The organism is Alteromonas sp. OM2203 (assembly GCF_048517045.1).
GTDB lineage: Bacteria > Pseudomonadota > Gammaproteobacteria > Enterobacterales > Alteromonadaceae > Alteromonas > Alteromonas gracilis.
The window spans coordinates 1,773,628-1,795,882 of record NZ_CP183209.1; the positions used below are offsets into that span (position 1 = coordinate 1,773,628).

The window sequence follows — 22,255 nt, forward strand, 5'->3', positions numbered from 1 at the left end:
TTTATAGCGCAACGCCTTCACCTAAGGTAACAAATATTGAATGGCGCACTTCGTTATACATAGCGCGAGAACAATGGCCTTCGCCCTCTGTGTCTTCTAGTAACAACACATCCCCCGCGCCAAACACGTGGCGCTCGCCATTTGATACAGTAAATTCTGCTCGACCTTTCAGAATGAAAAGCAGTTGGCGAGCAGGGGCTGGATGCCATTTGAAGTCGTAGTCTGCCGGCGTTTCGCGAAAGATAATTTTATCTGCGCCAAACTTCTCTGAAAGCATCCCGATAGGGCCACCGTCTTTAAGAGCAATCTCCACTTCACCAAAGTGGCTTTTGCCTGCTTCATCGTTGTAAATCCTTGTTATTTTCATTATCAACCCTTTAAAACTATAGTGGTTCAATATTGAGCAAAAGAAGACCTCACAAAGCTTTGCAAACATAGAATATGCGTTTATTGAAGCAAAGCATTGTTAAAATTAAAAAGTGCTGCTCAACCAATGTTACAACTAAGCATGCTGTAATTTGCTAATGGTTTTATAAAGTACAGACAAACTTGCGGCGACATCATCGTGAGTTATTGATTCAGCCGGGTGGTGGCTAATGCCTCCTTTACAGCGAGTGAACAACATGGCGACAGGACAAATATCCGCCATCGCCATCGCGTCGTGCCCCGCACCTGATGCAAGCACCCGCGGCGCAATTTCACTTTCCTCAACACCACGCACCAGCGCTTTTTTTAGATATTCATCGCAGTGAACTGCTGGCGCGCTGTGGGTTTGTTCTCGACTAAGCGTCAACTGCCTTTTTTGCGCAATCTCATCAAATTTTTGCAATATTTCTGCCAATACAGAATCTCGTAAATTATCGTCTTCACTGCGAATATCTAACGAAAAGCGGGTGCGACCTGAAATAACGTTTACGCCGTTGGGCGCGTTTTCAATTTTACCCACTGTCGCTACTACGCCTGGGCGCTGTAGGCTGATATTCTCAACCGCCAATAACATTTCTGCACTTGCACAAAGCGCGTCTTTTCGCATCGACATTGGCACTGTGCCCGCGTGGCCGGCCATGCCCTCTATAGTGAAATTAAAACGCTTTGCACCTGCAATTGCACTGACTACGCCCACTGGCAAGTTTTCTTGCTCCAAAACAGGGCCTTGCTCAATGTGTAACTCCAGGTAGCCTAAAATATCAGTACGAGCGATAGCTGCACTGTTTACCGCGTCGAAGTTCAAACCAAAGTTCACCATGGCTTGCTCAAGGCTTATTCCGTTTTCATCTTTTAAAAAGCGCCACTGGTCTTCCCACTTTCCGGTTAGTGCTCTACTACCTAAAAGCGTGGTGCCAAATCGTGTGCCTTCTTCATCACAAAAACCCACAATATCGATGTGAAAAGGAAACTTGGTTTGTGTGCCATCGAACATGGCGACCAGCGAGATAGCAGCAACAACACCCAGCATTCCATCATATTTACCGCCGTTAGGCACGGTATCTAAATGGCTACCTAATATCAGCCGAGGGGCGTTTGGTACGCTAGAGGTGTAGCGACCCCAAATATTACCCACTGCGTCTTGCCACGTCGTCATGCCAGCTTCAATCATCCAGCCCGAGGCCAGTTGATTTGCAAGTCGATGCTGTTCGGTGAGATAGCGCCTGTCCAGACAGGAAGGGTTTTGACTTAAGGTGCCTAATGTTTCGCACCTTGCCATAACCTGAATTGCTAATTCAGCAAATTCACCCATTCGTCGCTCCCGCAAGCTTAGCGTCTTCATACACGGCCAGTGCTGCATCTACTCCTTTGCCTGCCGGCGCCTTAAATCCTTGCATGCGCAGCACGGTTTCAAGAGATTGAAGCGTGTGCAGTACGGCATCTTCTCGGGCGTTGTAGCCCATGGTACCAATACGCCATATTTTGCCTTTTAAAGGGCCAAAGCTGGTGCCTATTTCGATGTTGAAGCGCAACAAAAGGGTTTCGCGTATTTCTTCACCCTGTACACCGTCTGGAATATATACCCCTACTACGTTGTACATTTTGTGTTTCAAGTCGCCAAAAGGTTTAAGCCCCATAGCCTGAACACCGGCTAGCATGGCATCGCCAGCGACCTTATGTCGGGCAATTACGTTTTGCTGGCCTTCCTCTAGATGCAGGCGAGCGCACTCGCGGGCGCAATACAGCATACTGGCTGCTTCGGTGTGATGGTTTAAACGCTCTTCACCCCAATAATCCATGATCATAGGCAAATCAAAATAGTTTGAACGAATTTTCGGTCCGCGGGCTGATTCGTGATGCGCGTCGCGAATACCGGCTTCTACATGGTGGCGAGTACGCACAGTTCTAACGAACTTATCGCTAAGCGTAATTGGGGCGCTACCCGATGGGCCACCTAAGCACTTTTGCAGGCCCACAGACACTGCATCTAATTTCCATGCATCCGCGTCAAGCGGGTTGCCGCCTATAGAAGCTGTGGCATCGCAATAGAACAAAACGTTATGTTCTTCACAAATAGCGCCAATGTCGGCCAAAGGTTGAAGCATGGTTGTAGACGTATCACCTTGCACAATAGCCAAGAGCTTTGGTTTCACTTCTTTAACCGCAGCTTCAATTTGCTCAGGCGTAAACACCTCGCCCCACGGCACTTCTAAGGTATGCACTTCTGCATCGGCGCGTTCGGCAATTTCGGCAAGCAAATGCCCGAAGCGCCCGAAAATAGGCACTAGCACTTTATCGCCCGGCTCTATAGCTGACACCAACACGGCTTCGATGCCAGCACGCGACGTGCCATCAACCAAAAATGTCTGCTGATTTTTGGTATTAAAAACATCGCGATAAAGCTGCATGACTTCGTTCATGTATCCAGTCATTACAGGGTCGTATTGCCCCACGAGCTGCGTAGACATTGCGCTTAAAACACGGGGGTAGCAGTTGATGGGGCCCGGGCCCATAAGCAAACGGGGAGGTGGAGATAAAGGTGCTAAAGCACCGTTAATTGTTCTGTTAGCCATTTCGTTAGACATGAGAGCACTCCTAGATAAGCACTTGCGCTAACATGCGCAAGCCTGTAATGATTAGAACAACGGCGAAGATTTTCTTAAGTAGCCCCGCATCTAGCTTGTTGGCAATGCTTGCGCCTACCGGAGCAAACAGCACGGTTAGTGGCACAATGCAGGCAAAACCTAACAAGTTTACATAACCGAAGGTGGCATAAGGCGCATCTGCAGGAGTTGCACCAACAAAAAGTAAGGTTAGCGCTGCAGGAAGGGAGATAATTAAGCCTACTGCCGCTGCTGTACCCACTGCTTTGTGAGCGGGATAGTTACAAAAAGTCAGAGTAGGAACAGTAAGTGTGCCACCACCAATACCTACCATAGCGCTAAACAAGCCAATACAGCTGGCCATAATTGATTGCCCGGCGCGTCCGGGAAGGCCCTGAAACAGCGCGTCTTTTTTACCAATAAGCATGTTGATTGCTGAAAGCGTTGCAATTACTCCGAACAGTAAAGTGAGAAACGTAGGGTTAACTACGGTTACTAAATAACTTCCTGCCAGAACGCCGATAAGTATAAATATGGCCCAAGCCTTAAGTAATTCGAAATCAACATTACCTTTTGCGTGGTGGGCGCGAATAGAGCTTACTGAGGTAGGCACAATAGTCGCTAGCGATGTTGCTGTTGCTACAACCATTGCGCTCTCGGGGGATACCCCCAAAGCTTGGAACAAAAAGAACAGCACCGGCACAATAACGATGCCGCCACCTACACCGAGCATACCCGCTAACAAACCCGCAAATATGCCAGTACCTATTAAAGACAATATAACCGTAAGGTTATCCATTAAAAACTGCATGTAATTTATTTCTCGATTAAATGATTAACTGATAGTTGTTACTTAAGCTCTTGGGCAAAAGTAAGGTGTGCTAGCGATGTCCTAAATAAGCTTTACCGTCGCTACGTGGGTCGCTGGCTCCGGTCACCGTGCCTTCAGTGTCGCGAATAATCGCGCCCGCGTGACCCATTAGCTCGTTGCATGGGTCTACCGTCACCATGTCATGGCCCCGAGCGACCAGGCTTTCACCTACGTATTCAACAAGATCTCTTTCTGCTTTTAAGTTGTGACTTTGATCGCCCCAAGTTCTACCAAGCAGCCAACGGCCTAATGAAATCGCCTTGGCGATAGGCTGCCCATGATAGATGTGGCGAGCAAACAAGGCGGCTTGAGTTTGTGGCTGTCCTTCACCACCCATAGTGCCGTAGCTCATTCGGCGACCATCTATGAGTTCAGCGAATGCTGGGTTCAATGTATGAAACGGTTTTAACCCCGGCGCTAGGTACTGATTACTAGAAGGATCAAGTGAGAAAGAGGTGCCGCGGTTGTTCCACACAATGCCGGTTTGCGGGCTGACCACGCCTGAACCAAACTCCCAATAAAGCGATTGAATGTAGCTCACCATTCGCCCTTGCGAATCACAGCATCCCATCCATATTGTGTCGCCGTGTTTTGCCTCATGAGGCCATGGCAACGCTTTATGCAATGAGATACGCTTTGCCATCACCTCCAGTGCGTCGTCACTCAATAGGCTTTGTAAATCTACAGGCGTACGCGATGGGTCAGTCACATTTGCGTTACGTGCAATGAAGGCTTGCTTGGTGCACTCAATGAGTAAATGCACCATATCTGCATCGGTACTGCCAAGATGTTGAACTTTGTCGTAGAGGGCTAAAATAATTAATGAGGCCACACCCTGGGTAGGCGCTGGCAAGTTATATAGCTTACCCTTGCTGGTCGATACCGATAAGGGTTCAACAATTTTTGCTTCGTAATCTTTAAAGTCTTCAAGGCGAATAGGGGAGCCAGCGGCTTCTAAGTCTTCAGCAAGTTGTGCTGCAAGTTCACCGTGATAAAAATCATCTAAGCCCTTTTCGGCTAAATGCGCTAAGGTTTCAGAAAGTTTAGTCAGCTTAAGTATCTTCCCTTTTTTAAGGGCTTTGCCTTTTATCAAAAACTGCGCAAAATTTTCATCAAGACTTAACTCATCGAAAGTTTTGTTACTGGCATCAACCAAACTTTGTGTAACTTCTATTCCCCAATTGGCTTGGCTTATAGCGGTATCAAACAATGTGCTCAGCGGCATTCCACTTTGCCATTCGTGGCTTATCTCAAGGGCTTTTTTCCAGCCGGCTACTGCACCGGCCATAGTAAGCGCAGACTTACCGCCTCTGCTAGGAATTGCATCTAGACCCTCGTAAAACGAAGGGGTTGCACCTTTCGCAGCAACGCCTGACGCATCAATGCCAACGGGGGGCTTGCCTGGCTCGCTAATAAGCCAAAAGCCATCGCCACCCATCCCATTCATGTGAGGGTATTCAACGGCGATAGACGCCGCAGCAGCTACCATTGCTTCAATTGCTGTACCGCCTTTTTCTAATATATTTAATCCCACTTGAGATGCGGCATAGTGTGGGGCGGTAAACGCGATGTTTGGTTTTTCACTCATTGTTATATCCTTCGAAAATTTAGCAACGGCAGTCAACTTGTTATAAACACTGCATAATATTCTTCTTTTTGCTTTCTAAATTAGCGAGAAAGCCCAGTAAGCGTGTGCGATACACGTTTAGCCAGTGGTCAGCTTTTTGGCTAACGCGAGAAGTGCAAGATCGTTGCCTTTTTTGCCCACAAGCGATAAACCGCATGGAGCGTTATGTAGGGTAAATAAAGGCAAATGAAGCTGGGGTAGCCCAGCAAGCCCCGCTACTGCGGTAAGCGCAAGAAGCGCGTTCCTATCATTTGCCAATGTCATTTCATCGGCGTCGCATCGAGGTGCAACGCCTGGTGTTGTGGGAATTACCAATACATCTATATGCTCGAAGAGCATATTTAGCTGGTTAATCACCACTTCTTGCTGCGCTTTGGCTTGTTGTACATCATGTGTTGTTATGGTTTTACACCAATTCAAGCGCAACATAATATCGTCGGCAATATCGGGTTGAGTTGTCTCAATCCATTCGCCGTGCTGCTGCCAAATTTCTGCACCTTGTAATGTGCGAAAAGTTGCAGCGGTTTGTAATAATTGAAGGTCTAACTGATCGGCAGATAACGCCACGTGCTTGTTGCTTTTTCCAAGCTTACGTAACCATGTTTTACACAGTGCCCCATGGGCCGCGTTCTCAAATAAATGAGTAGCTACCCCAAAATAGGGGTCATCACCAATTGCTGCCTGCTCTTCGTTATTTAGAGATACACCAGTTGCAGACGCACCGGCTATGCATACCTCAGCGACTTTTTGCAGCGTATCAAGGTCTCTTGTCATCCACCCGATTGTGTCGAATGATGGTGCAAGCGCGACCATGTTGTCGCAAGGTATGAGCCCATGAGTAGTTCTAAGCCCCCATAGACCTTGATAACTTGATGGAACGCGAATGGAGCCACCCGTATCGGTTCCAAGGCCGATGTCTGCAAGGTGAGCGCTAACCGCCACCGCAGAGCCAGATGAAGAGCCGCCCGGAATATGCGCCGGTGCAGTCGGGTTTACTAGAGAAGCATAATGCTTGTTTTGACCATGTAAACTGTAGGCTAGCTCGTCGGTAATAGTTTTGCCTTTAAACGTGGCACCTGCATTAAGCATATTTGCTACACAGCAATTGGTAGTTTCTGGTACCAGATGAGTGGCTTCCCAGTCTGGGTTACCTGCTGCCGTTGGCAAACCTCTCACATGAAACAAGTCTTTTACCGCCAGGCCCAGGCCGCTAAGTAAAGCATCGTCTGTTGCAACGTTTTTGGCATTACTGCTGTTCTTACAAGACGAGGTTTCTAAAGATTTAATTGCCTGCTCATATCGTTTGTCACAGGGCTTGATTACAAAAGGTGAGCTCACAGCGTGTTCTTAACATCATTTTTTACTTTTATTTGTCTTTCTATGAAACATATGTTTCATTAAAAAGTCAAGTGGAAACGTTTGTTACTTTTTAACAGGCGCTGGAGTAAAAATGTGATGAATGGTGGAAAATGGAAAAAAGCGGCTTACGAGCAGGGCGCTTCGAAAGAGCAGCACTAACCCTTAAAATCCTTTAGGGGTATTTTTTAGAAAGGCAACTTCTTCTTGGGTTGATTCACGACCTAACACCTTGTTTCGATGCGGATATCGACCAAACCGCTCTATCACGTTTTGGTGTCGCTGTTCAAATTCGAAGGCTTGCTCTAGCCCTTCCTGTGAAAATAGTTCAAGGGCTACATCATGAATAGCGAGGGACTCGCTGTGCATAAAGGGCATATACAAAAATGTGCGTTGCTGTGGGGTAAGCACTTTATCGGCCTCAACGCTTACCGCTTCTTGTGCTAATACTAAAGCAATGTTGTCGGCGCTGTAGGCATCGGCATGACCCCGAAATATATTTCGGGAAAATTGATCAAGAAGTAGGATTTCTGCAAGGCGACCAATGGGGGTGGCACGCCAAGGCCATAGTTCGCCGTTTAATGCAGCTAAACGCAGTTTAGAAAATCGAGACGTGATGGTTTTATCAACCGCCGCGTCTTCTTCAAACCATTGTTCGGGCGAAAGTTCCCCGAACCAAAAATCTAACACACCGTTAGCTTCTTCCATGACCACTTGTGTTTTATCCATATCTACTCCAACAACACGTCCAAAGCAGCAAAATTAACGTTAATTTCACTTATACCTATTTTTTAGCTAAAAAGTTCCTTCTTCGCTTGAAAAATAAAAAATACCTGCTAGGGGATTTGGTAGTATTGCTTAAAAAGCGTACGAATGGAAGTGTCAGCGCTTAGGGTTCTCTAATTCATCCATTTGTATATAAATGTCGGTAATGGCATCCACTCGGTTTGCAGCTGCACTACCTAACACTTCGTAAGTTAAGTTACACAGCGAGGCTACAAGGCTCATAGGCGCCGCGTAGCTGTCAAAAGGTGAGTCTCCGCCAATATGGGTTATCAGCAGGTGATCAACATCTTGCCGGTAGCCTTGCCCCGTTGGGTCGGTAATAAGTACCGTCTTGCAATGTTTAATACTATTTAGAACATATTTAAACTGGCGCGTCCTACGGCGAAACCCAAATAAAACCACAACGTCATTTTCAGTTAAGTCGATAATATCTTCACTCAACGTTTGCCCAGGCTGAGGCAACACGCGAACCGACGTACGAATTTGTTTTAGCTGTTGTCTGAAATGAAGGGCAATAGGATAGGCGTTTCGAAACCCTATTAATGTGACTTGTTGGGCGGTAGCAAGTATTTCTGCTATTTCGTTTAATGCAGCGGGTGACGTGCCTTCAAACGTGTTCGCCAGATTTTTGCTGTCGCTCTCGTGCTGCAATACACCACTTGAAGGGCTAACTACCGGAACGCCTTGTTCCCTTAGCTGCACCAGTGCATCTTTTGCCTGCTGATGAGAGTCGAAACCTAGCTGTCGAAAAAAGCGACTTACCGTTGCCTTTGATGTACCTGTTTTTTCCGCAATAAGTGATATGGATTGGCTAAGCACCGCAATAGGATTTTGCTGAATATAATGCGCGATCGATTGGCCTGAAGGAGAGAGTGATGCGTAATGTTTTTCAATCTGTTTTAGAACGTCGCTAGGGCTGCTTTTTGTCATTGGTTTCGCCTTATACATCTTGTGCAATTATTTCACGACTTCTGTGCGTTGTACAAACACTACCTGAGTTTAGAAGTCTGGCTAGCCTTTATTCATAGATTTACATCGTGATTTTTCACTTATTCTCGTCGTTAGTTAACTGCTATTCAAGGCAAAGCTAAAGTAAAAATTATTGGAAATTAGGTGCTTACTTATCAGCTTTGGCATATAGGCTAAAGTTGCAATCAATTAATTCACTGTACCTGCCATTTTGGCACTACAATTTCATATACAGATAATATTCATAAAACTGTCATCAGTTGGTAATTAATTTGTTGTTTCGCACTTGCCTGTTAATAGGCTAACAGGGTGCGTACGGCTAGCGTTTTTAGAAGGGGTGTGTTGTGGCAAAGCTTTGGTCTGAATTGATCTTGCTATTTGTGGCGGTTCCCTTTGCCGTGCTGTATTGGATTAAACATTTTGCAGACTACCTCATGCCAATTTTGGGCATTATGGGGCTTTGTTGTTTGACCATTTTGTTAGCGGATAAACAATTTAAGCGCATTAAATTATGGCATTGGGACGACTATAAAATTCATTTGAAAAGCACGCTACGGCTATTTTTACCGTGGGCGAGCTTGCTTGCGCTAGTGGTTTACTTTTTAAAACCAGAGTTGTTTTTGCATTGGCCTATGAATCAGCCTTGGATGTGGGTAGCAACGCTGCTCATTTACCCGATAGTTTCGGTTATTCCCCAAGAAATTATATTTAGAACGTTTTTCTTTCATCGCTATAAGCGCATTTTGCCGTCTAAATATGCGAGATGGGCGTTAAGTACGTTTCTATTTGGATTAGCTCACTTGGTTTATGGAAACTGGGTTGCCGTAGTGGTGTCTTGGATAGGCGGCGCGATATTCGGCTATCGCTACATGCATACAAACTCAACGCCAGTGGTGGTTATTGAGCATGCTATCTGGGGAAGTTTTCTTTTCACGATAGGACTGGGATCTTATCTCGTTATAGCAGCGTAAAACGTTTTACAAACTCTTCTGTAATTGCGCTGAGAATACCTGTTTACACTGCTTTAATAGACGCGGCGGGCTGTGTCTGACCGGGCTAGGTCCGACGTGGTTTAATTAGAAGCTAGAACAACGCGCAAATGCACAAAACATCGTACCAAGGAACTAGGTTATGTTATCAACAATATCATCGATTCAGTGGCTTCCACCTTTCTCTACCTTCATGCAAAGTACTGAAGGCGGCGGTGTAACAAGTTTATCTAACGCCCAATCTTTACTTGCTGAGCTCTGGAATAACTTTGTCTATCGTTTACCCGGTCTAGCTCTCGGTGTGGTAGTCATGTTGGTGTTTATATTGCTGGCACCCTATGTTGCCAAGGTTCTGGTTAAGCCTCTAACCCGCACAACAACGTCACCACTGCTGCGATCAGTTATTCAGCGAAGCGTAAGCTTAGTACTCATTTTGCTTGGCATCTATTTGTTTTTGTTTCTAGCAGGGCTTACTGGGTTTGCTATTGCAGTGGTAAGTGGAACTGGGGTTGTTGGCCTTATACTAGGCTTTGCGTTTAGAGATATTGCTGAAAACTTTATTTCTAGTTTGCTGCTTACTATTCAACGCCCTTTCAAAATTGGCGATATTGTTCAGGTTAATGACTTTACCGGCATTGTTCAAAAGGTTACCGCCAGAGCCACAACGCTGGTAGATTTCGATGGCAATCATATTCAAATCCCTAACGCGACTATTTACAAAGGCGTTATCAAAAATCTTACCGCTAACCCGCTTATGCGGGGGCAATTCGTTGTGGGCGTTGGCTATGATGCAGACATCCAGCATGCTCAACAAATGGCACGTGAAATCACAATAGGGCAGGAAAACGTACTTCGCGACCCTGAACCACAAATACTTATCGATGAGCTAGGCTCATCCACTTACAATTTGAAAGTTTACTTTTGGGTGGATGTAGAGAAAACCAGTGTGGTCAAAATGTCATCGGTGCTAATGCGGAACATTACGCTAGCCTTTCTTGAAGCCGGTATTAGCATGCCTGACGATGCGCGGGAAATTATATTTCCACAGGGGTTAACCGTGAAAGGTGCCAATACAGCTAGAATCGAAGGCATTAACGAAAAAAATGAGAGAACAGAAAAGCCAGCGTCTCAATTCACATCACAGAATGATACTTACGGCCAGCCGAAAGACGAGATTGAAAAGCGGAAAGGCAATAGCGGAGACGGCCACAAAGACGAGAACATTGACGATAAGGCAGACGATAAGGCAGACGATGCCGTTGCGGTAAATGCAATTAACGCCGATGTTCACACCAAGAGCAAAGATACGCAGCACGCAACGTCAAGCGCGGCTAAAAATCTGGTTAAGGCTCAGCAGGGTGAAGATGACGTAACGTCTGACGCGCATGAAATAAGAGAGCAGGCACGAAACTCAAGAGATCCCGAGGCAGGAGAGAATATTCTTTAGCCGCTTTCACAGCGGCTTTTTAATTCTGTAGGTGTACCTGCCGCTTTAACTGTCACTTAACCTTGAGATGCGCTTTTCTGGGCGCGTTCGTGAGCAGCCTTCCACTGTTTTCTTTAATGTTTTTTGTGCAACGTAGCGTCTATTTGTATCAGCTAGGGGCAACAGGCGATAAGTTACAGCGGCCCAAAAACTGTTGCCACAGGTTCACATGTGCTTGCATTGCCTGGCTGTATTGTTCAAAGCCTTCTTTTGCTTCGGACTCTATGTATTCTTTAAGGTCGCTATGTAGCGAAGGGTCGTCAATCCACGCATCCCACAAAGACATTAGCTTGTAGTGATATTGATTAACCAAGCTGCCTACGGGCTGTATTTGTTCGATAAAAAAGAGATAAAACACATTACGCAGTATTTCAGCCTGGTCGCTGGCTCTGCCGTTAGGGCAGCTTACTTCGGCAAGCTTTGTGGTCAATACAGGGGTAAGTTCAGACAATGCATCAGTTAGCGTTTGCTGCGTTTGCCACAGTGTGGCTGGCAAACGCGCACTGCGTATAATTTGTAATTGCTCTTCCAGTTCAGTGCTATCTACAGGGTTCTCAAGAGTTTCTGCACTGTTTAATGTATTCAGGTAAAAGAGCGCATTTATGCTTGATAACGCGTCTTTGTTGTTTTCAATGGACAGCAAGCGTTCAGGTGTATTTAGCGCCAGGCGCAATTCTTGGCTTCCCTGAATAAGATTTCCCCATGTTTTGCCGTAATCTAACGTTTTTTGTTCGCGCCAAGAGGCTATTGTATTGGCGAGTTTACTGGTGGCATTGTTCTGTGTTTCCTTCAATGCTGCTTCACAGTCTCTCAACACAGTAAGCAATTTGCTTTCATGAACCAACCGTTGTGAAGGTAGCTGACTTTTGCCTAACGATGTATTGCGTTCAGCCACCACCGTTCCTAACTCACAATCTTGCAGCGCATAGAATTCCCGCAGGTTTATACTTATACCTTCAATATTGTGTTTAAGGGTAGCTGAGTCAGTTAATTTAGGTAATGGCTTTACAATACCTTTCTCAAATAGCGTTGGAAGAGGCATGTCGAGTACCCGAGAAAGGCGTTCAGCATAGTCGTCTAAGCTGTGTTTTACGGTAGTACTGCCAAAGCAGCCTACCAGTGACAGCGCAGCAATAGTAACCGCACCGCAGCGTATTACTGCGTTACGTGCAGGCTTTTTCATGCCGATGCTCCTGTGTATAGGCTTCGTCCACCATCTACAAAAATAATCTGACCGGTGACATAAGACGCCGATATTAAAAATGAAAGCGTTTTAGCAATATCCTCAGGTTTACCTAGCTCTCCTAAGGGAATACTCGACAATAGTTTGTCTTTTTCATCGTCTTCCATTTCTCTTTCTGGCCAGAGTATTGCGCCAGGGCCTATACCATTTACCCGAATATCGGGGGCTAAATCTATGGCTAGTGACTGTGTGAGCGAGGCAAGCCCCGACTTTGCCAGCAAGTAAACGCTGTGTTTGGGTAATGGGCGGTCAATGTGCATGTCTACCATATTAACGATGCAGCCTTTCGCTTTTCTAAGCGCAGGGGCTAACGCTTGAGATAAGAACAAAGGCCCTTTCACATTACTTCCTACTAAAGACAACCAGTCTTCCTCTGAAATGCTGCCAATTGGAGTAGGGTAAAAACTCGACGCATTGTTAACAAGTACATCCAGTTGCCCCCATACGTTTACTGCATTTTCGCTAAGGGCTTCCACATCTTCGCTATCGCACAAGTTAGCTTGCAAGCAGGTAGCAGACTCGGGGCGGATGTTATTGAGTTTTTGTGCAAGGGTGTGTGCATCGTCTTTTGAGTGACCATAATGAATAATTACGCGAAAGCCTTCGCTGTGTAAACGCGTTGCCATGGCTGCACCAATACGCTTAGCCGCCCCGGTAATCAGTGCAACAGGGCCTGAGTCTGTCATAATTTAAGTGCTCTCTATTTTAAATTCGCGTTCGGCGGTTCTAGCTTCGTTAGGACCTGTAGATATCATCTAAAAGCTGTTTTGCTTGTGCTATGTAATGCGCGCCGAATAATAACCCGTGATTTAAAATATGGTAAAGCTGGTAGATTGGTTTTCTTAATTGGTAATTTTTTTCGATAGGTGTGTGTGTATGGTAGCCATCAAAGAAAGGTTGGGGAAAACCTCCGAACAGCTCTGCCATAGCTAAATCTGTCTCGCCATCACCTACATATACCGCTGGGTCAAACAAGACAGGCCCTTTGTTATTAAAGCCAGCATTTCCAGCCCATAAGTCGCCATGTAATAGTGACGGGTGGGGTTGATGTAGGCTAAGGAGGTTTCGTACATAAGTAACAATATCGTCGATATTGCCCTCTTTTTTATCCCAAAGCCCAGCCGTAGCCAGGCGCTCCAGCATACTTCCAATACGCTTTTCGGCGAAAAAGTCAGCCCAAGACGCCATTCGACCGTTAGTTTGAACGTTAGCACCAATATAGTTATCGTGAGGCCAGCCATAACTAGTATACGCATTAAGGGCGTGCAGCGACGCTAATTGCTGCCCAAGGTTGAAGTAGCTCTCGGTGCTTGGTTCAATAAATCGAATATGAGAAAGGACCAAATACTCCATGTTGGGCGTTTCGTTTTTGGTTATGCCGTGGCAAATAACACGTGGGGTAGCAATAGTTTGTGAGCTTGCTATTGCTTTAAGCCCCTCAGCTTCAAGGAATAGTTGCTGCGTATCGTCGTAGCGTCTTGTTTTAACGAAATAGCGATGCGTACTGTCTTTAATAATAAAACTGTCGTGAGTATCGCCGCCGCTTACCCGTTCGGCTTTCTGGCAGCTAAAAAACTGCTGAGTCTCGTCTGAAATATGCTCGCTAATAAAATGCCACATATAAACGCTCTGTACGCTATGTTTTGAAAAAAGTTGACCTTGTTACTTAATCCGGTTTCACTATAGCCGATTTCACTAACCTTATTTTTTATGCGCTGTGACGTCCATCTCACAATAGGTTCGACTGCGAGGCTTGTACAATCGACAACTAAAAAATCATCGAATAAGAACAGCCTCATGAAGACCTATCGCATTTACGTGAAGTATGGGATAAGAAAACGATAAATGCATAAATCCTAATTCAAAATAATTAATTTAAAGCCCGAACTACCATTATTTGGTCAAGAACGGCTTTTGAATATTGAAGTTGAACCTACACTAGTTATAATCCACCCCTTGCTTTTACAAAGAGCAATGTACGGGTGCCATTGCGCACGCTTAAATTTTTCAAAAAGATGCATGTGGCGCAGAGTAGGCGTCACCACTGTAAAGGAATTAAAATGCCTGTAATTACCCTTCCTGATGGAAGCCAACGCGCTTTCGATAACGCTGTTTCTGTACTAGATGTTGCAAACGATATTGGCCCTGGTTTAGCCAAAGCAACCATTGCAGGAAAAGTAAACGGCGAGTTAGTCGACGCCGTCGATATGATTGACGCAGATGCGCAGCTTCAAATTATCACTGCAAAAGATGATGAAGGTTTAGAAATTCTTCGTCACAGCTGTGCGCACTTGTTAGGCCACGCTATCAAACAACTTTGGCCTAACACCAAAATGGCTATCGGCCCAGTTATCGACAACGGTTTCTATTACGACGTTGATATGGAAGAAAGCCTGACCCAGGAAGATATAGCCAAATTAGAAAAGCGCATGCTTGAATTGGCTCAAACCAATTACGACGTGGTTAAAAACAAAGTAAGCTGGCAAGAAGCCCGCGATGCGTTTGAAGCGCGCGGTGAAAGCTACAAAATGGAAATTCTTGATGAAAACATCAGCAAGGACGACCGCCCAGCACTTTATCACCACGAAGAATATACAGATATGTGTCGTGGCCCGCACGTGCCGAACATGAAGTTCTGTCACCACTTCAAACTAATGAAAGTGGCAGGCGCTTACTGGCGTGGCGACAGCGACAATAAAATGCTACAGCGTATCTACGGTACGGCATGGGCTGATAAAAAGCAGCTTAAATCTTACCTACAGCGCTTAGAAGAAGCGGAAAAGCGCGACCACCGTAAAATTGGTAAAGCACTTAACCTTTTCCATTGGCAAGAAGAAGCCCCTGGCATGGTGTTCTGGCACAACGATGGTTGGTCGATTTACACCGAACTAGAAAGCTACGTGCGTAAGAAACTACGCGAATACGGCTACGACGAAGTAAAGGGCCCATTAATGATGGACCGTTCGCTTTGGGAAAAATCAGGTCACTGGGATAAGTACGCTGAGAACATGTTCACAACTGAATCTGAAAAGCGTGAATATGCCGTTAAGCCAATGAACTGCCCGGGTCATGTACAAATTTTCAACCAAGGTTTGAAATCATACCGCGACTTACCGCTTCGTATGGCTGAGTTTGGTTGCTGCCACCGAAATGAACCATCAGGTGCACTTCACGGTCTTATGCGTGTTCGTGGCTTTACCCAAGACGATGCTCATATTTTTTGTACAGAAGAACAGATCCTAGATGAGGTAAGTGGCTGTATTAAAATGGTGTATGAGACATACGCTGCATTTGGTTTTGAAAATATCAAAGTTAAATTATCAACTCGCCCAGAAAAGCGTGTAGGTGCTGACGAGATATGGGATAAATCAGAAGCTGCGCTAGCGGATGCACTTAAAGCCAACAATATCGAGTTCGATTATCAACCAGGTGAAGGTGCGTTCTACGGCCCTAAAATTGAATTTACACTGCACGATTGTTTAGACCGTGCATGGCAGTGCGGTACCGTACAGCTTGATTTTTCAATGCCGGGTCGCTTAGGCTCTACCTATGTTGCTGAAGATGGCGAGCGCAAAGTGCCGGTAATGATTCACCGTGCTATTTTGGGTTCACTAGAGCGTTTTATCGGCATTTTAACCGAAGAATTCGCAGGCTTCTTCCCACTGTGGTTGGCACCTCAGCAAGTTGTGGTAATGAACATTACCGACAAACAAGCTGAATATGCATCAGATTGTGTAAAAAAACTGCATGATTTAGGGTTTAGAGCAAAGTCTGACTTGCGAAATGAGAAGATCGGCTTTAAAATCCGCGAGCACACATTGAAGCGTATTCCATATATGCTAGTGGTAGGCGATAAAGAAATGGAAGCGGGTGAAGTAGCAGTACGCTCTCGCCGCGGTGACGACCTAGGCAAAATGCGCCTGGAAGACTTTATTGCCATGGCTCAACAAGAAGTTGTAGAAAAGACAATTAAATAGTTGAGCATTTTGTGTATAATGCACACCAAGGTGTCTGCTTTTGGTTTTATTTTCCGATTCATAAGAATCACCCAAAAGCAGACAGAAGAATTAAATGTTTGGAGGAATAGCACATTAAAGGCGCTAACAATAAGGCTCAGGGCGACAAAGCCCGCATTAACGATGAGATTAAAGCCAGAGAAGTAAGATTAATTGGCAAAGACGGTGAACAGGTTGGTGTGGTTTCGCTAGCAGATGCTACGCGTGCCGCTGAAGAAGCGAGCCTAGATCTAGTAGAAATCAGTCCGAATGCCGAGCCGCCAGTCTGTAAAGTTATGGACTATGGCAAATTCCTCTTCGAAAAAAGTAAAGCTCAAAAAGAGCAGAAGAAAAAACAGAAGCAAATTCAGGTCAAGGAGATTAAATTTCGCCCTGGCACTGATGAAGGCGATTACCAGGTCAAACTGCGCAACCTGCGTCGCTTTCTTGAAGGTGGTGATAAAGCCAAAGTTACGATCCGTTTCCGCGGACGTGAAATGGCGCACCAAGACATCGGTATCGACTTACTAAACCGCGTTAAAACGGATTTAGAAGAAGTCGCTACATGCGAGTCTTTCCCACGTCGTGTGGAAGGCCGTCAGATGATCATGGTACTAGCCCCAAATAAGAAGTAGTAACGGTCTAAAGTTTTAAGGAATCTGCACCCTTAAACACCTTGCTGCTAAACATTAACCGGTATGACGTGACTGCAACACAATAAATACCGATATTAACAATGCGGAGTTTTAGCAATGCCTAAAATGAAAACTGTAAGCGGTGCCGCCAAGCGTTTTAAGAAAACGGGTTCTGGCCGCTTTAAAAGCAAACAGTCTCACTTACGTCACATTCTGACTAAGAAGAGCTCTAAGCGTAAACGTCACCTTCGTGGCAAAAAACTGGTTCATGACTCTGATACCAAATTGGTTCAGCGCATGTTGCCTTACGTATAAGACTTAGGAGACTGATTAATGGCTAGAGTTAAACGCGGCACTATCGCACGTGCTCGTCACAAAAAAGTCCTCAAGCAGGCAAAAGGTTATTACGGTGCACGTTCACGTGTATATCGCGTAGCGGTACAAGCTGTAACTAAAGCTGGTCAATATGCTTACCGTGACCGTCGTCAGCGCAAGCGTCAATTCCGTCAACTATGGATTGCACGTATCAATGCTGCTGCTCGTCAAAATGGTATGTCATACAGCCGTTTCATTAACGGTTTGAAGAAAGCGTCTGTTGAAATCGATCGTAAGATCCTTGCCGACATCGCAGTACATGACAAAGCAGCTTTCAGCGCACTAGTCGAAGCGGCTAAAGGCGCATTAGCTTAATTATTAACTAATTAAGTTTAAGTTCTTTCGGAAAAAGGCGAGCAGGATGCTCGCCTTTTTTCGTTTTTGGAGTTTAGATAAAACACTCACTTTAAAGCAAATTTACCTTGTCGCCAATCTTCTATTCCCTCAATCGGCGAATATAAACAACTTACTGAAAGCGTTGCTGTAAATACTTAATAATTTCTGAAGACTCGTACAACCAAATATCCTTTTCAGGAGTTTTTATGCGTAGGCAAGGGGCTTTCACTTTTCCTCCGCCTTGCGCCAATTCATCACGATACGGGGACCCATTCGATACGCTGCATTTGCGAATAGGTAGATTCATTTTATATATAGCGCGGCGTGTTTTAATACAAAAAGGGCAAGCAAAAAATTGATAAAGTGTTAATTCTTGTACGGCGTTTTCGACTTGCTGTTGTTCTTGTGGCAACCGTTTAAGTTTTCTGCCACGAGTTATTATATCAAGTAAGGCGATAACACCGCCAAGTGCGTTACGAATTAGGGAAATGAATAAGCGCAATTTTGTGACTTTTTAGGTTGAGAATTTGAGCGGCGCAGTATAGCAAAATTTCTATATAGGATTCTATGTGAAGGAAAATGCGAATAAGCTCTAAGTGTAGAATCATAGCGAAAAAGTAAATCGCAGTGACCGATACGGATAAGCCAACAACTAACCTCACCAATAGTGGGTTTTCCGAAAATCGAAGCCAGGCCCGTTAAGAGATTTTCTTATCTCGGGTGGACAACCCGTTACTGTAGTTTCAATTGTTGTAGGTAATAGAGCCTTTTTATCCTCAAGCACAAAAAAGCAGAGCCAAAGCTCTGCTTATATTTATCACGTTAGCGTAAAGCGCTCTCTCTTATTTCTTCTCTACACGTCCATAGCGGTCTGAAAACCTAACTATATCATCTTCGCCTAGATAAGCGCCTGATTGCACCTCTATAAGCTCTAGAGGGATTTTTCCGGGGTTTTCTAGAGCATGTACAGCACCAATTGGGATATAGATAGATTCGTTTTCTGTAACTAGCTGGGTATTATCGTCAATAGTGACGTTGGCACTGCCAGATACCACAATCCACTGGATGCTCGGTGTACTGCATCATCTTATTTACGAATATAAAAAAAGCGGCAAATTGCCGCTTTTGTAAAACTTTAGTGAACCTTATCAATAGGCGTTCTTATTAATAAAGCCATTGAAAACGGTCATAAATACAATTTTGATATCAAACCAAATAGACCAGCGGTGTATGTAATCTAGGTCATATTCTACGCGCTGTACCATTTTATTAGTCGTCTCAGTTTCACCACGTAGGCCATTCACTTGTGCCCAACCTGTAATTCCTGGCTTAACCTTGTGGCGTAGCATGTAACCAGTAATAATCTTGCGGTATTCCTCGTTGTGCGCCACAGCGTGAGGCCTAGGGCCAACAATGGACATGCGACCTTGTAGAACATTAATGAACTGTGGAAGTTCATCCAAAGACGTTCTTCTTAAAAATCCACCAATCTTCGTTAAACGCGCGTCGTTTTTTGTGGCTTGTTTAACAACCGCGCCATTGTCCTGCGTCGTCATAGACCGGAATTTATAAACAGTAATTTGTTTACCATCTAAGCCGTAACGCTTTTGCTTAAATATTGCAGGGCCCTTAGACGTTAACTTCACCGCTGCTGCAATACAAAGCATGGGCACAGATATCATGATTAATATCAAAGAGCTTAACACAATATCTTCAAGTCGCTTTAAAACATCACTTGCGCCTTGGAATGGTGTATCGTATACACTTAGTGCTTGCACGTTGCCTACCGTTTGCCAGCGAGCATTTAGTAAGTTGTACATGAAGAAGTTTGGAATAACATAAACGTTTGCCGTAGTATCACTACATTGCTCTAAAATCGTGCGGATTCTGTTTTCTGCACTCATTGGTAGCGCAATATAGATATAATCAACTTCGTTACGCTTTGCCATTTCTATCGCTGCTTCAATATTGCCTAAAACCGCTCCTTGCATTTCGTGTGGCAGGCGCTCTGGCTCACGGTCATCAAATAGACCGTTGAATTTAATACCTAAATGTTCATTTTGCTGTATTTGAAGTGCGACATTCGCACCTAGTTGAGTAGCGCCAATAATAATAGAGCGACGTGAGTTCAAACCACTTTTACGAATGCGAAAAAGAAACTTACGCATCACAAATCGCCACATAATAAGAATAACGAACGAAGACGCAAACCAAAGGAGTATGGCTGGTGGTGGAGTCTGAATTTCTTGAACGAAAAAATAGCCCATGGTCATTGTGCCTAAAATACTCAGTGCCCACGTTATCGCGGCTGCGCGCAGCATTTCTTGTGTTCCGTGGCCACGCCATGAACGGTAAAGCTCCACACCTTCTGCAGAAATCTGGAAGCATATAACGTTAACAAATAGAAGGATGAGGCTTGTGGTGTCAATCTGTGTACCATAATAGGCAGCACACGAATAATAAAGGATAGTGACCAATGAAAGGTCAATTAACCTGTATATGGTTGAGAAACCACTTTGGTTACGTACAACTAATCCGCCATTGGTATTGGGTTCTACCGGATGAGCCTTAAGTACTTTGTTAGATTCTACTCTATTGTCCATTTAGGTAATCTCTAGATGAAAGTGATGTCTGAAGCGAATGCAGCTGGCTATATGAAAAAGCCAAGCCTTATGTATAGAAAACAGTAAAGACAATTTCTAACTATAATGCGTAAGCAAAATTGGTGCCCAAAAATTCTCTAAAAAGTTATTCCAGATTAGAATTAAAAGTTCTGGTGACTTTTTGACTGTGTCTAGATTAATGGTATTTCGGTGCATGATAACAATATTCTCTGCACATTGTAATTTTATTACAAAATCTAATTTATTTCGTACTAATTTGGTGCAAAACGAGTAGAATGTTAACCTAACGCTTTCAATATTGTCTCAAATGCGATTGCACACATCATAGTTTAATTAGTAGACACATTGATGAAACAATATATAGGTATTGTATGGTATTTAAGGCCATCTAACGTGGTGTGTAGGGCTTGTTCTCTCAGGAGTTACCAAGATTTACTTTATGTCAGTCTACTTACGTTAGACGCACCTTTTAAAAGCGGCATACCTATTGCTGGATAAAACAGTTTTTAACAGTTTCGGTAATAATCACCAATTTATTGTAAAAGATGGACACGTTTAAGAAGAATGTGTACACAGTGAGTTATCGCGTTTGAAAGAATATATACAAAATTCATTGCATCATTGTACGAAAGGTCATCGAAGGAAGGGAAAAACATGATTAAAAGGACCAAAAGCATTATAGCGCTGTCGGTAATTTGCGCCACTCCAACCCTATATGCACAGGAGGCCGGTCGAATTCAAGCTGGGCAATTCGATTTAATTCCATCATTTTCATCGTCGATGGCGTATGTCGACAATGTTGCTTACGCGAGAGATAACGATCCGAAAATATATAGTTGGCGCGCTACACTTTCACCAGAACTCATCGCAGCGACTGAGGTCGATGGCAATCCTCTACAAATAGGTTATCGACTGGAGCGAGGTGTGTTTTTTTCAAGCAGTGCTGACGACTACACTGATCACTTTGCAGAAGCATCTGGACAGTTTGAATTGAATAGCAGGCATCGAGTTAACGCTATAGCCCAATTTGAAGATGGACATGAAGAGCGGGGTACTGGGTTCTCTTTAGGGCTTGGCACTGCTATTACAACTCCTGACAGATATATAAGTACGGCTTTCGGTGGCGAATATATGTACGGGGCGGTGACATCAGACGGCATGATAACGTTAAAAGCTAATCGCGAAACGTTAGATTATGATAGAACTGAGCAAGCCTACTTGATTCGAGATCGTGTTAAAAATCAAATTGGTGCAGAGCTAGGCTATCGGATTGGAACTGCGACGACAGCTGTTTTAGATGTTACTCAAACTTATGTAAGGTACGATAATCAAACGGGTATAGAAACTCGCGATAGTGATGAGACTCGTGTTCTTTTAGGATTAAGATGGGAGTCGACGGCTGCTACCACGGGGTTTGCGAAAGTAGGTTATAAAGAAAAGGATTTTGAAGCAGCGACTAGAAGTACATTTTATGGCACAGACTGGGAAGTAGGCGTTGAGTGGCAGCCTTTATCTTACTCTACGTTTAAGCTATCAACTAATGCAGATACTCGCGAGACAAATGGTGAAGGTAACTTCATCCGAGGTCGAGATTACTCAGCGTCTTGGAACCATGAATGGCTTGATCGTTTATCTTCTTCTGTCAGCATTTCACGTGAGACAAATGAGTATATACTTGATGATGAGGGCATCGATAATCGAGACGACGAACTAATGAGATATTCAGCATCTTTAAATTATCAAGCTCGCCGTTATTTATCGTTTTCTTTGTTCTATCAGTTAGCTGACAGAGACAGTAATAGAGAATCTATTGGTTATGATAGGAACCTAGTAGGAATTTCAGCTGAGGTTACGTTGTGAAGAATAGTGTAGTTTTAAGCTTCTTCTTTATTTGCTATTTGTTTATTTCCAATGTTGTAGTAGCCCAAGAGGGC

General features: G+C 44.5%; 20 protein-coding genes and 1 pseudogene. 7 read left to right on the plus strand and 14 right to left on the minus strand.

The window, feature by feature from the left end; genetic code table 11:
* Position 1 precedes the first annotated feature (1 nt).
* From ACM0P2_RS07975 to ACM0P2_RS08010, 8 genes are all read right to left on the minus strand, one after another.
* Positions 2-367, minus strand: coding sequence for an AraC family ligand binding domain-containing protein (locus ACM0P2_RS07975; protein ID WP_159117264.1), 366 nt, complete (start codon positions 365-367; stop codon positions 2-4).
* 135 nt (positions 368-502) lie between these two features.
* On the minus strand, positions 503-1,738 hold the full coding sequence (locus ACM0P2_RS07980) for an allantoate amidohydrolase (RefSeq protein ID WP_159117265.1): 1,236 nt from the start codon (positions 1,736-1,738) through the stop codon (positions 503-505).
* On the minus strand, positions 1,731-3,011 hold the full coding sequence (locus ACM0P2_RS07985; protein WP_159117266.1) for a pyridoxal-phosphate-dependent aminotransferase family protein: 1,281 nt from the start codon (positions 3,009-3,011) through the stop codon (positions 1,731-1,733). The genes ACM0P2_RS07980 and ACM0P2_RS07985 overlap by 8 nt, the downstream gene beginning before the upstream one ends.
* 10 nt (positions 3,012-3,021) lie before the next feature.
* Positions 3,022-3,840: a sulfite exporter TauE/SafE family protein gene (locus tag ACM0P2_RS07990; protein ID WP_159117267.1), complete on the minus strand. Its 819-nt coding sequence runs from the start codon at positions 3,838-3,840 to the stop codon at positions 3,022-3,024.
* 70 nt (positions 3,841-3,910) lie between these two features.
* Positions 3,911-5,488, minus strand: a complete 1,578-nt coding sequence (locus ACM0P2_RS07995; RefSeq protein ID WP_159117268.1) for a gamma-glutamyltransferase family protein — start codon at positions 5,486-5,488, stop codon at positions 3,911-3,913.
* Between the two features lie 117 nt (positions 5,489-5,605).
* Positions 5,606-6,865, minus strand: coding sequence for an amidase (locus ACM0P2_RS08000; protein ID WP_159117269.1), 1,260 nt, complete (start codon positions 6,863-6,865; stop codon positions 5,606-5,608).
* Between the two features lie 183 nt (positions 6,866-7,048).
* Positions 7,049-7,612 carry a DUF924 family protein gene (locus ACM0P2_RS08005; protein WP_159117270.1) on the minus strand — a complete coding sequence of 188 codons (564 nt, stop codon included), beginning with the start codon at positions 7,610-7,612 and terminating at the stop codon, positions 7,049-7,051.
* Between the two features lie 153 nt (positions 7,613-7,765).
* The gene (locus tag ACM0P2_RS08010) at positions 7,766-8,599 is read right to left on the minus strand and encodes a MurR/RpiR family transcriptional regulator (protein ID WP_159117271.1); all 834 of its coding nucleotides are present in this window, start codon (positions 8,597-8,599) and stop codon (positions 7,766-7,768) included.
* Positions 8,600-8,982: 383 nt separating this feature from the next.
* On the opposite strand from ACM0P2_RS08010, the gene ACM0P2_RS08015 reads away from it, so the two are divergent.
* Positions 8,983-9,609 carry a CPBP family intramembrane glutamic endopeptidase gene (locus tag ACM0P2_RS08015; RefSeq protein ID WP_159117272.1) on the plus strand — a complete coding sequence of 209 codons (627 nt, stop codon included), beginning with the start codon at positions 8,983-8,985 and terminating at the stop codon, positions 9,607-9,609.
* A gap of 160 nt (positions 9,610-9,769) precedes the next feature.
* On the plus strand, positions 9,770-11,074 hold the full coding sequence (locus ACM0P2_RS08020) for a mechanosensitive ion channel family protein (RefSeq protein ID WP_236547020.1): 1,305 nt from the start codon (positions 9,770-9,772) through the stop codon (positions 11,072-11,074).
* A gap of 148 nt (positions 11,075-11,222) precedes the next feature.
* Here ACM0P2_RS08020 and ACM0P2_RS08025 read toward each other — a convergent pair whose 3' ends face one another.
* Genes ACM0P2_RS08025 through ACM0P2_RS08035 form a run of 3 tightly spaced genes read right to left on the minus strand, consistent with a single transcriptional unit; the run spans position 11,223 to position 13,976 of the window.
* On the minus strand, positions 11,223-12,296 hold the full coding sequence (locus tag ACM0P2_RS08025) for a DUF3080 family protein (protein ID WP_159117273.1): 1,074 nt from the start codon (positions 12,294-12,296) through the stop codon (positions 11,223-11,225).
* Positions 12,293-13,042, minus strand: coding sequence for a pteridine reductase (locus ACM0P2_RS08030; RefSeq protein ID WP_159117274.1), 750 nt, complete (start codon positions 13,040-13,042; stop codon positions 12,293-12,295). Before ACM0P2_RS08030 ends, ACM0P2_RS08025 begins: the two co-directional genes overlap by 4 nt.
* A 49-nt stretch (positions 13,043-13,091) precedes the next feature.
* Positions 13,092-13,976, minus strand: a complete 885-nt coding sequence (locus tag ACM0P2_RS08035) for a fructosamine kinase family protein (protein WP_159117275.1) — start codon at positions 13,974-13,976, stop codon at positions 13,092-13,094.
* 440 nt (positions 13,977-14,416) lie between these two features.
* Between ACM0P2_RS08035 and thrS the strand changes: the two genes are divergently transcribed.
* The 4 genes from thrS (at position 14,417) to rplT (ending at position 17,676) form a co-directional block, all read left to right on the plus strand.
* Positions 14,417-16,333 carry a threonine--tRNA ligase gene (thrS, locus tag ACM0P2_RS08040; RefSeq protein WP_419227534.1) on the plus strand — a complete coding sequence of 639 codons (1,917 nt, stop codon included), beginning with the start codon at positions 14,417-14,419 and terminating at the stop codon, positions 16,331-16,333.
* 113 nt (positions 16,334-16,446) lie between these two features.
* Positions 16,447-16,986: a translation initiation factor IF-3 gene (gene infC, locus ACM0P2_RS08045; RefSeq protein WP_105930956.1), complete on the plus strand. Its 540-nt coding sequence runs from the start codon at positions 16,447-16,449 to the stop codon at positions 16,984-16,986.
* A gap of 117 nt (positions 16,987-17,103) precedes the next feature.
* On the plus strand, positions 17,104-17,301 hold the full coding sequence (gene rpmI / locus ACM0P2_RS08050) for a 50S ribosomal protein L35 (RefSeq protein WP_012518091.1): 198 nt from the start codon (positions 17,104-17,106) through the stop codon (positions 17,299-17,301).
* A gap of 18 nt (positions 17,302-17,319) precedes the next feature.
* Positions 17,320-17,676 (plus strand): 50S ribosomal protein L20, encoded by a 357-nt coding sequence (gene rplT, locus ACM0P2_RS08055; protein WP_012518092.1) that lies wholly within the window; start codon positions 17,320-17,322, stop codon positions 17,674-17,676.
* A 151-nt stretch (positions 17,677-17,827) separates the two neighbouring features.
* On the opposite strand, the gene ACM0P2_RS08060 is transcribed toward rplT, so the two are convergent.
* The 3 genes and pseudogenes from ACM0P2_RS08060 to ACM0P2_RS08070 all read right to left on the minus strand — a co-directional run bounded on the left by ACM0P2_RS08060 (position 17,828) and on the right by ACM0P2_RS08070 (position 20,300).
* Positions 17,828-18,199 (minus strand): glutathione S-transferase N-terminal domain-containing protein, encoded by a 372-nt coding sequence (locus tag ACM0P2_RS08060; RefSeq protein ID WP_159117277.1) that lies wholly within the window; start codon positions 18,197-18,199, stop codon positions 17,828-17,830.
* Positions 18,200-18,539: 340 nt separating this feature from the next.
* Positions 18,540-18,758, minus strand: a pseudogene (locus ACM0P2_RS08065) (cupin domain-containing protein); the annotation flags it as partial.
* A gap of 87 nt (positions 18,759-18,845) precedes the next feature.
* A complete protein-coding gene (locus tag ACM0P2_RS08070) occupies positions 18,846-20,300 on the minus strand; it encodes an undecaprenyl-phosphate glucose phosphotransferase (protein WP_159117279.1) in 1,455 nt (484 codons plus the stop codon).
* 675 nt (positions 20,301-20,975) lie between these two features.
* On the opposite strand from ACM0P2_RS08070, the gene ACM0P2_RS08075 reads away from it, so the two are divergent.
* Positions 20,976-22,181: an outer membrane beta-barrel protein gene (locus ACM0P2_RS08075; RefSeq protein ID WP_159117280.1), complete on the plus strand. Its 1,206-nt coding sequence runs from the start codon at positions 20,976-20,978 to the stop codon at positions 22,179-22,181.
* Positions 22,182-22,255: the final 74 nt, after the last annotated feature.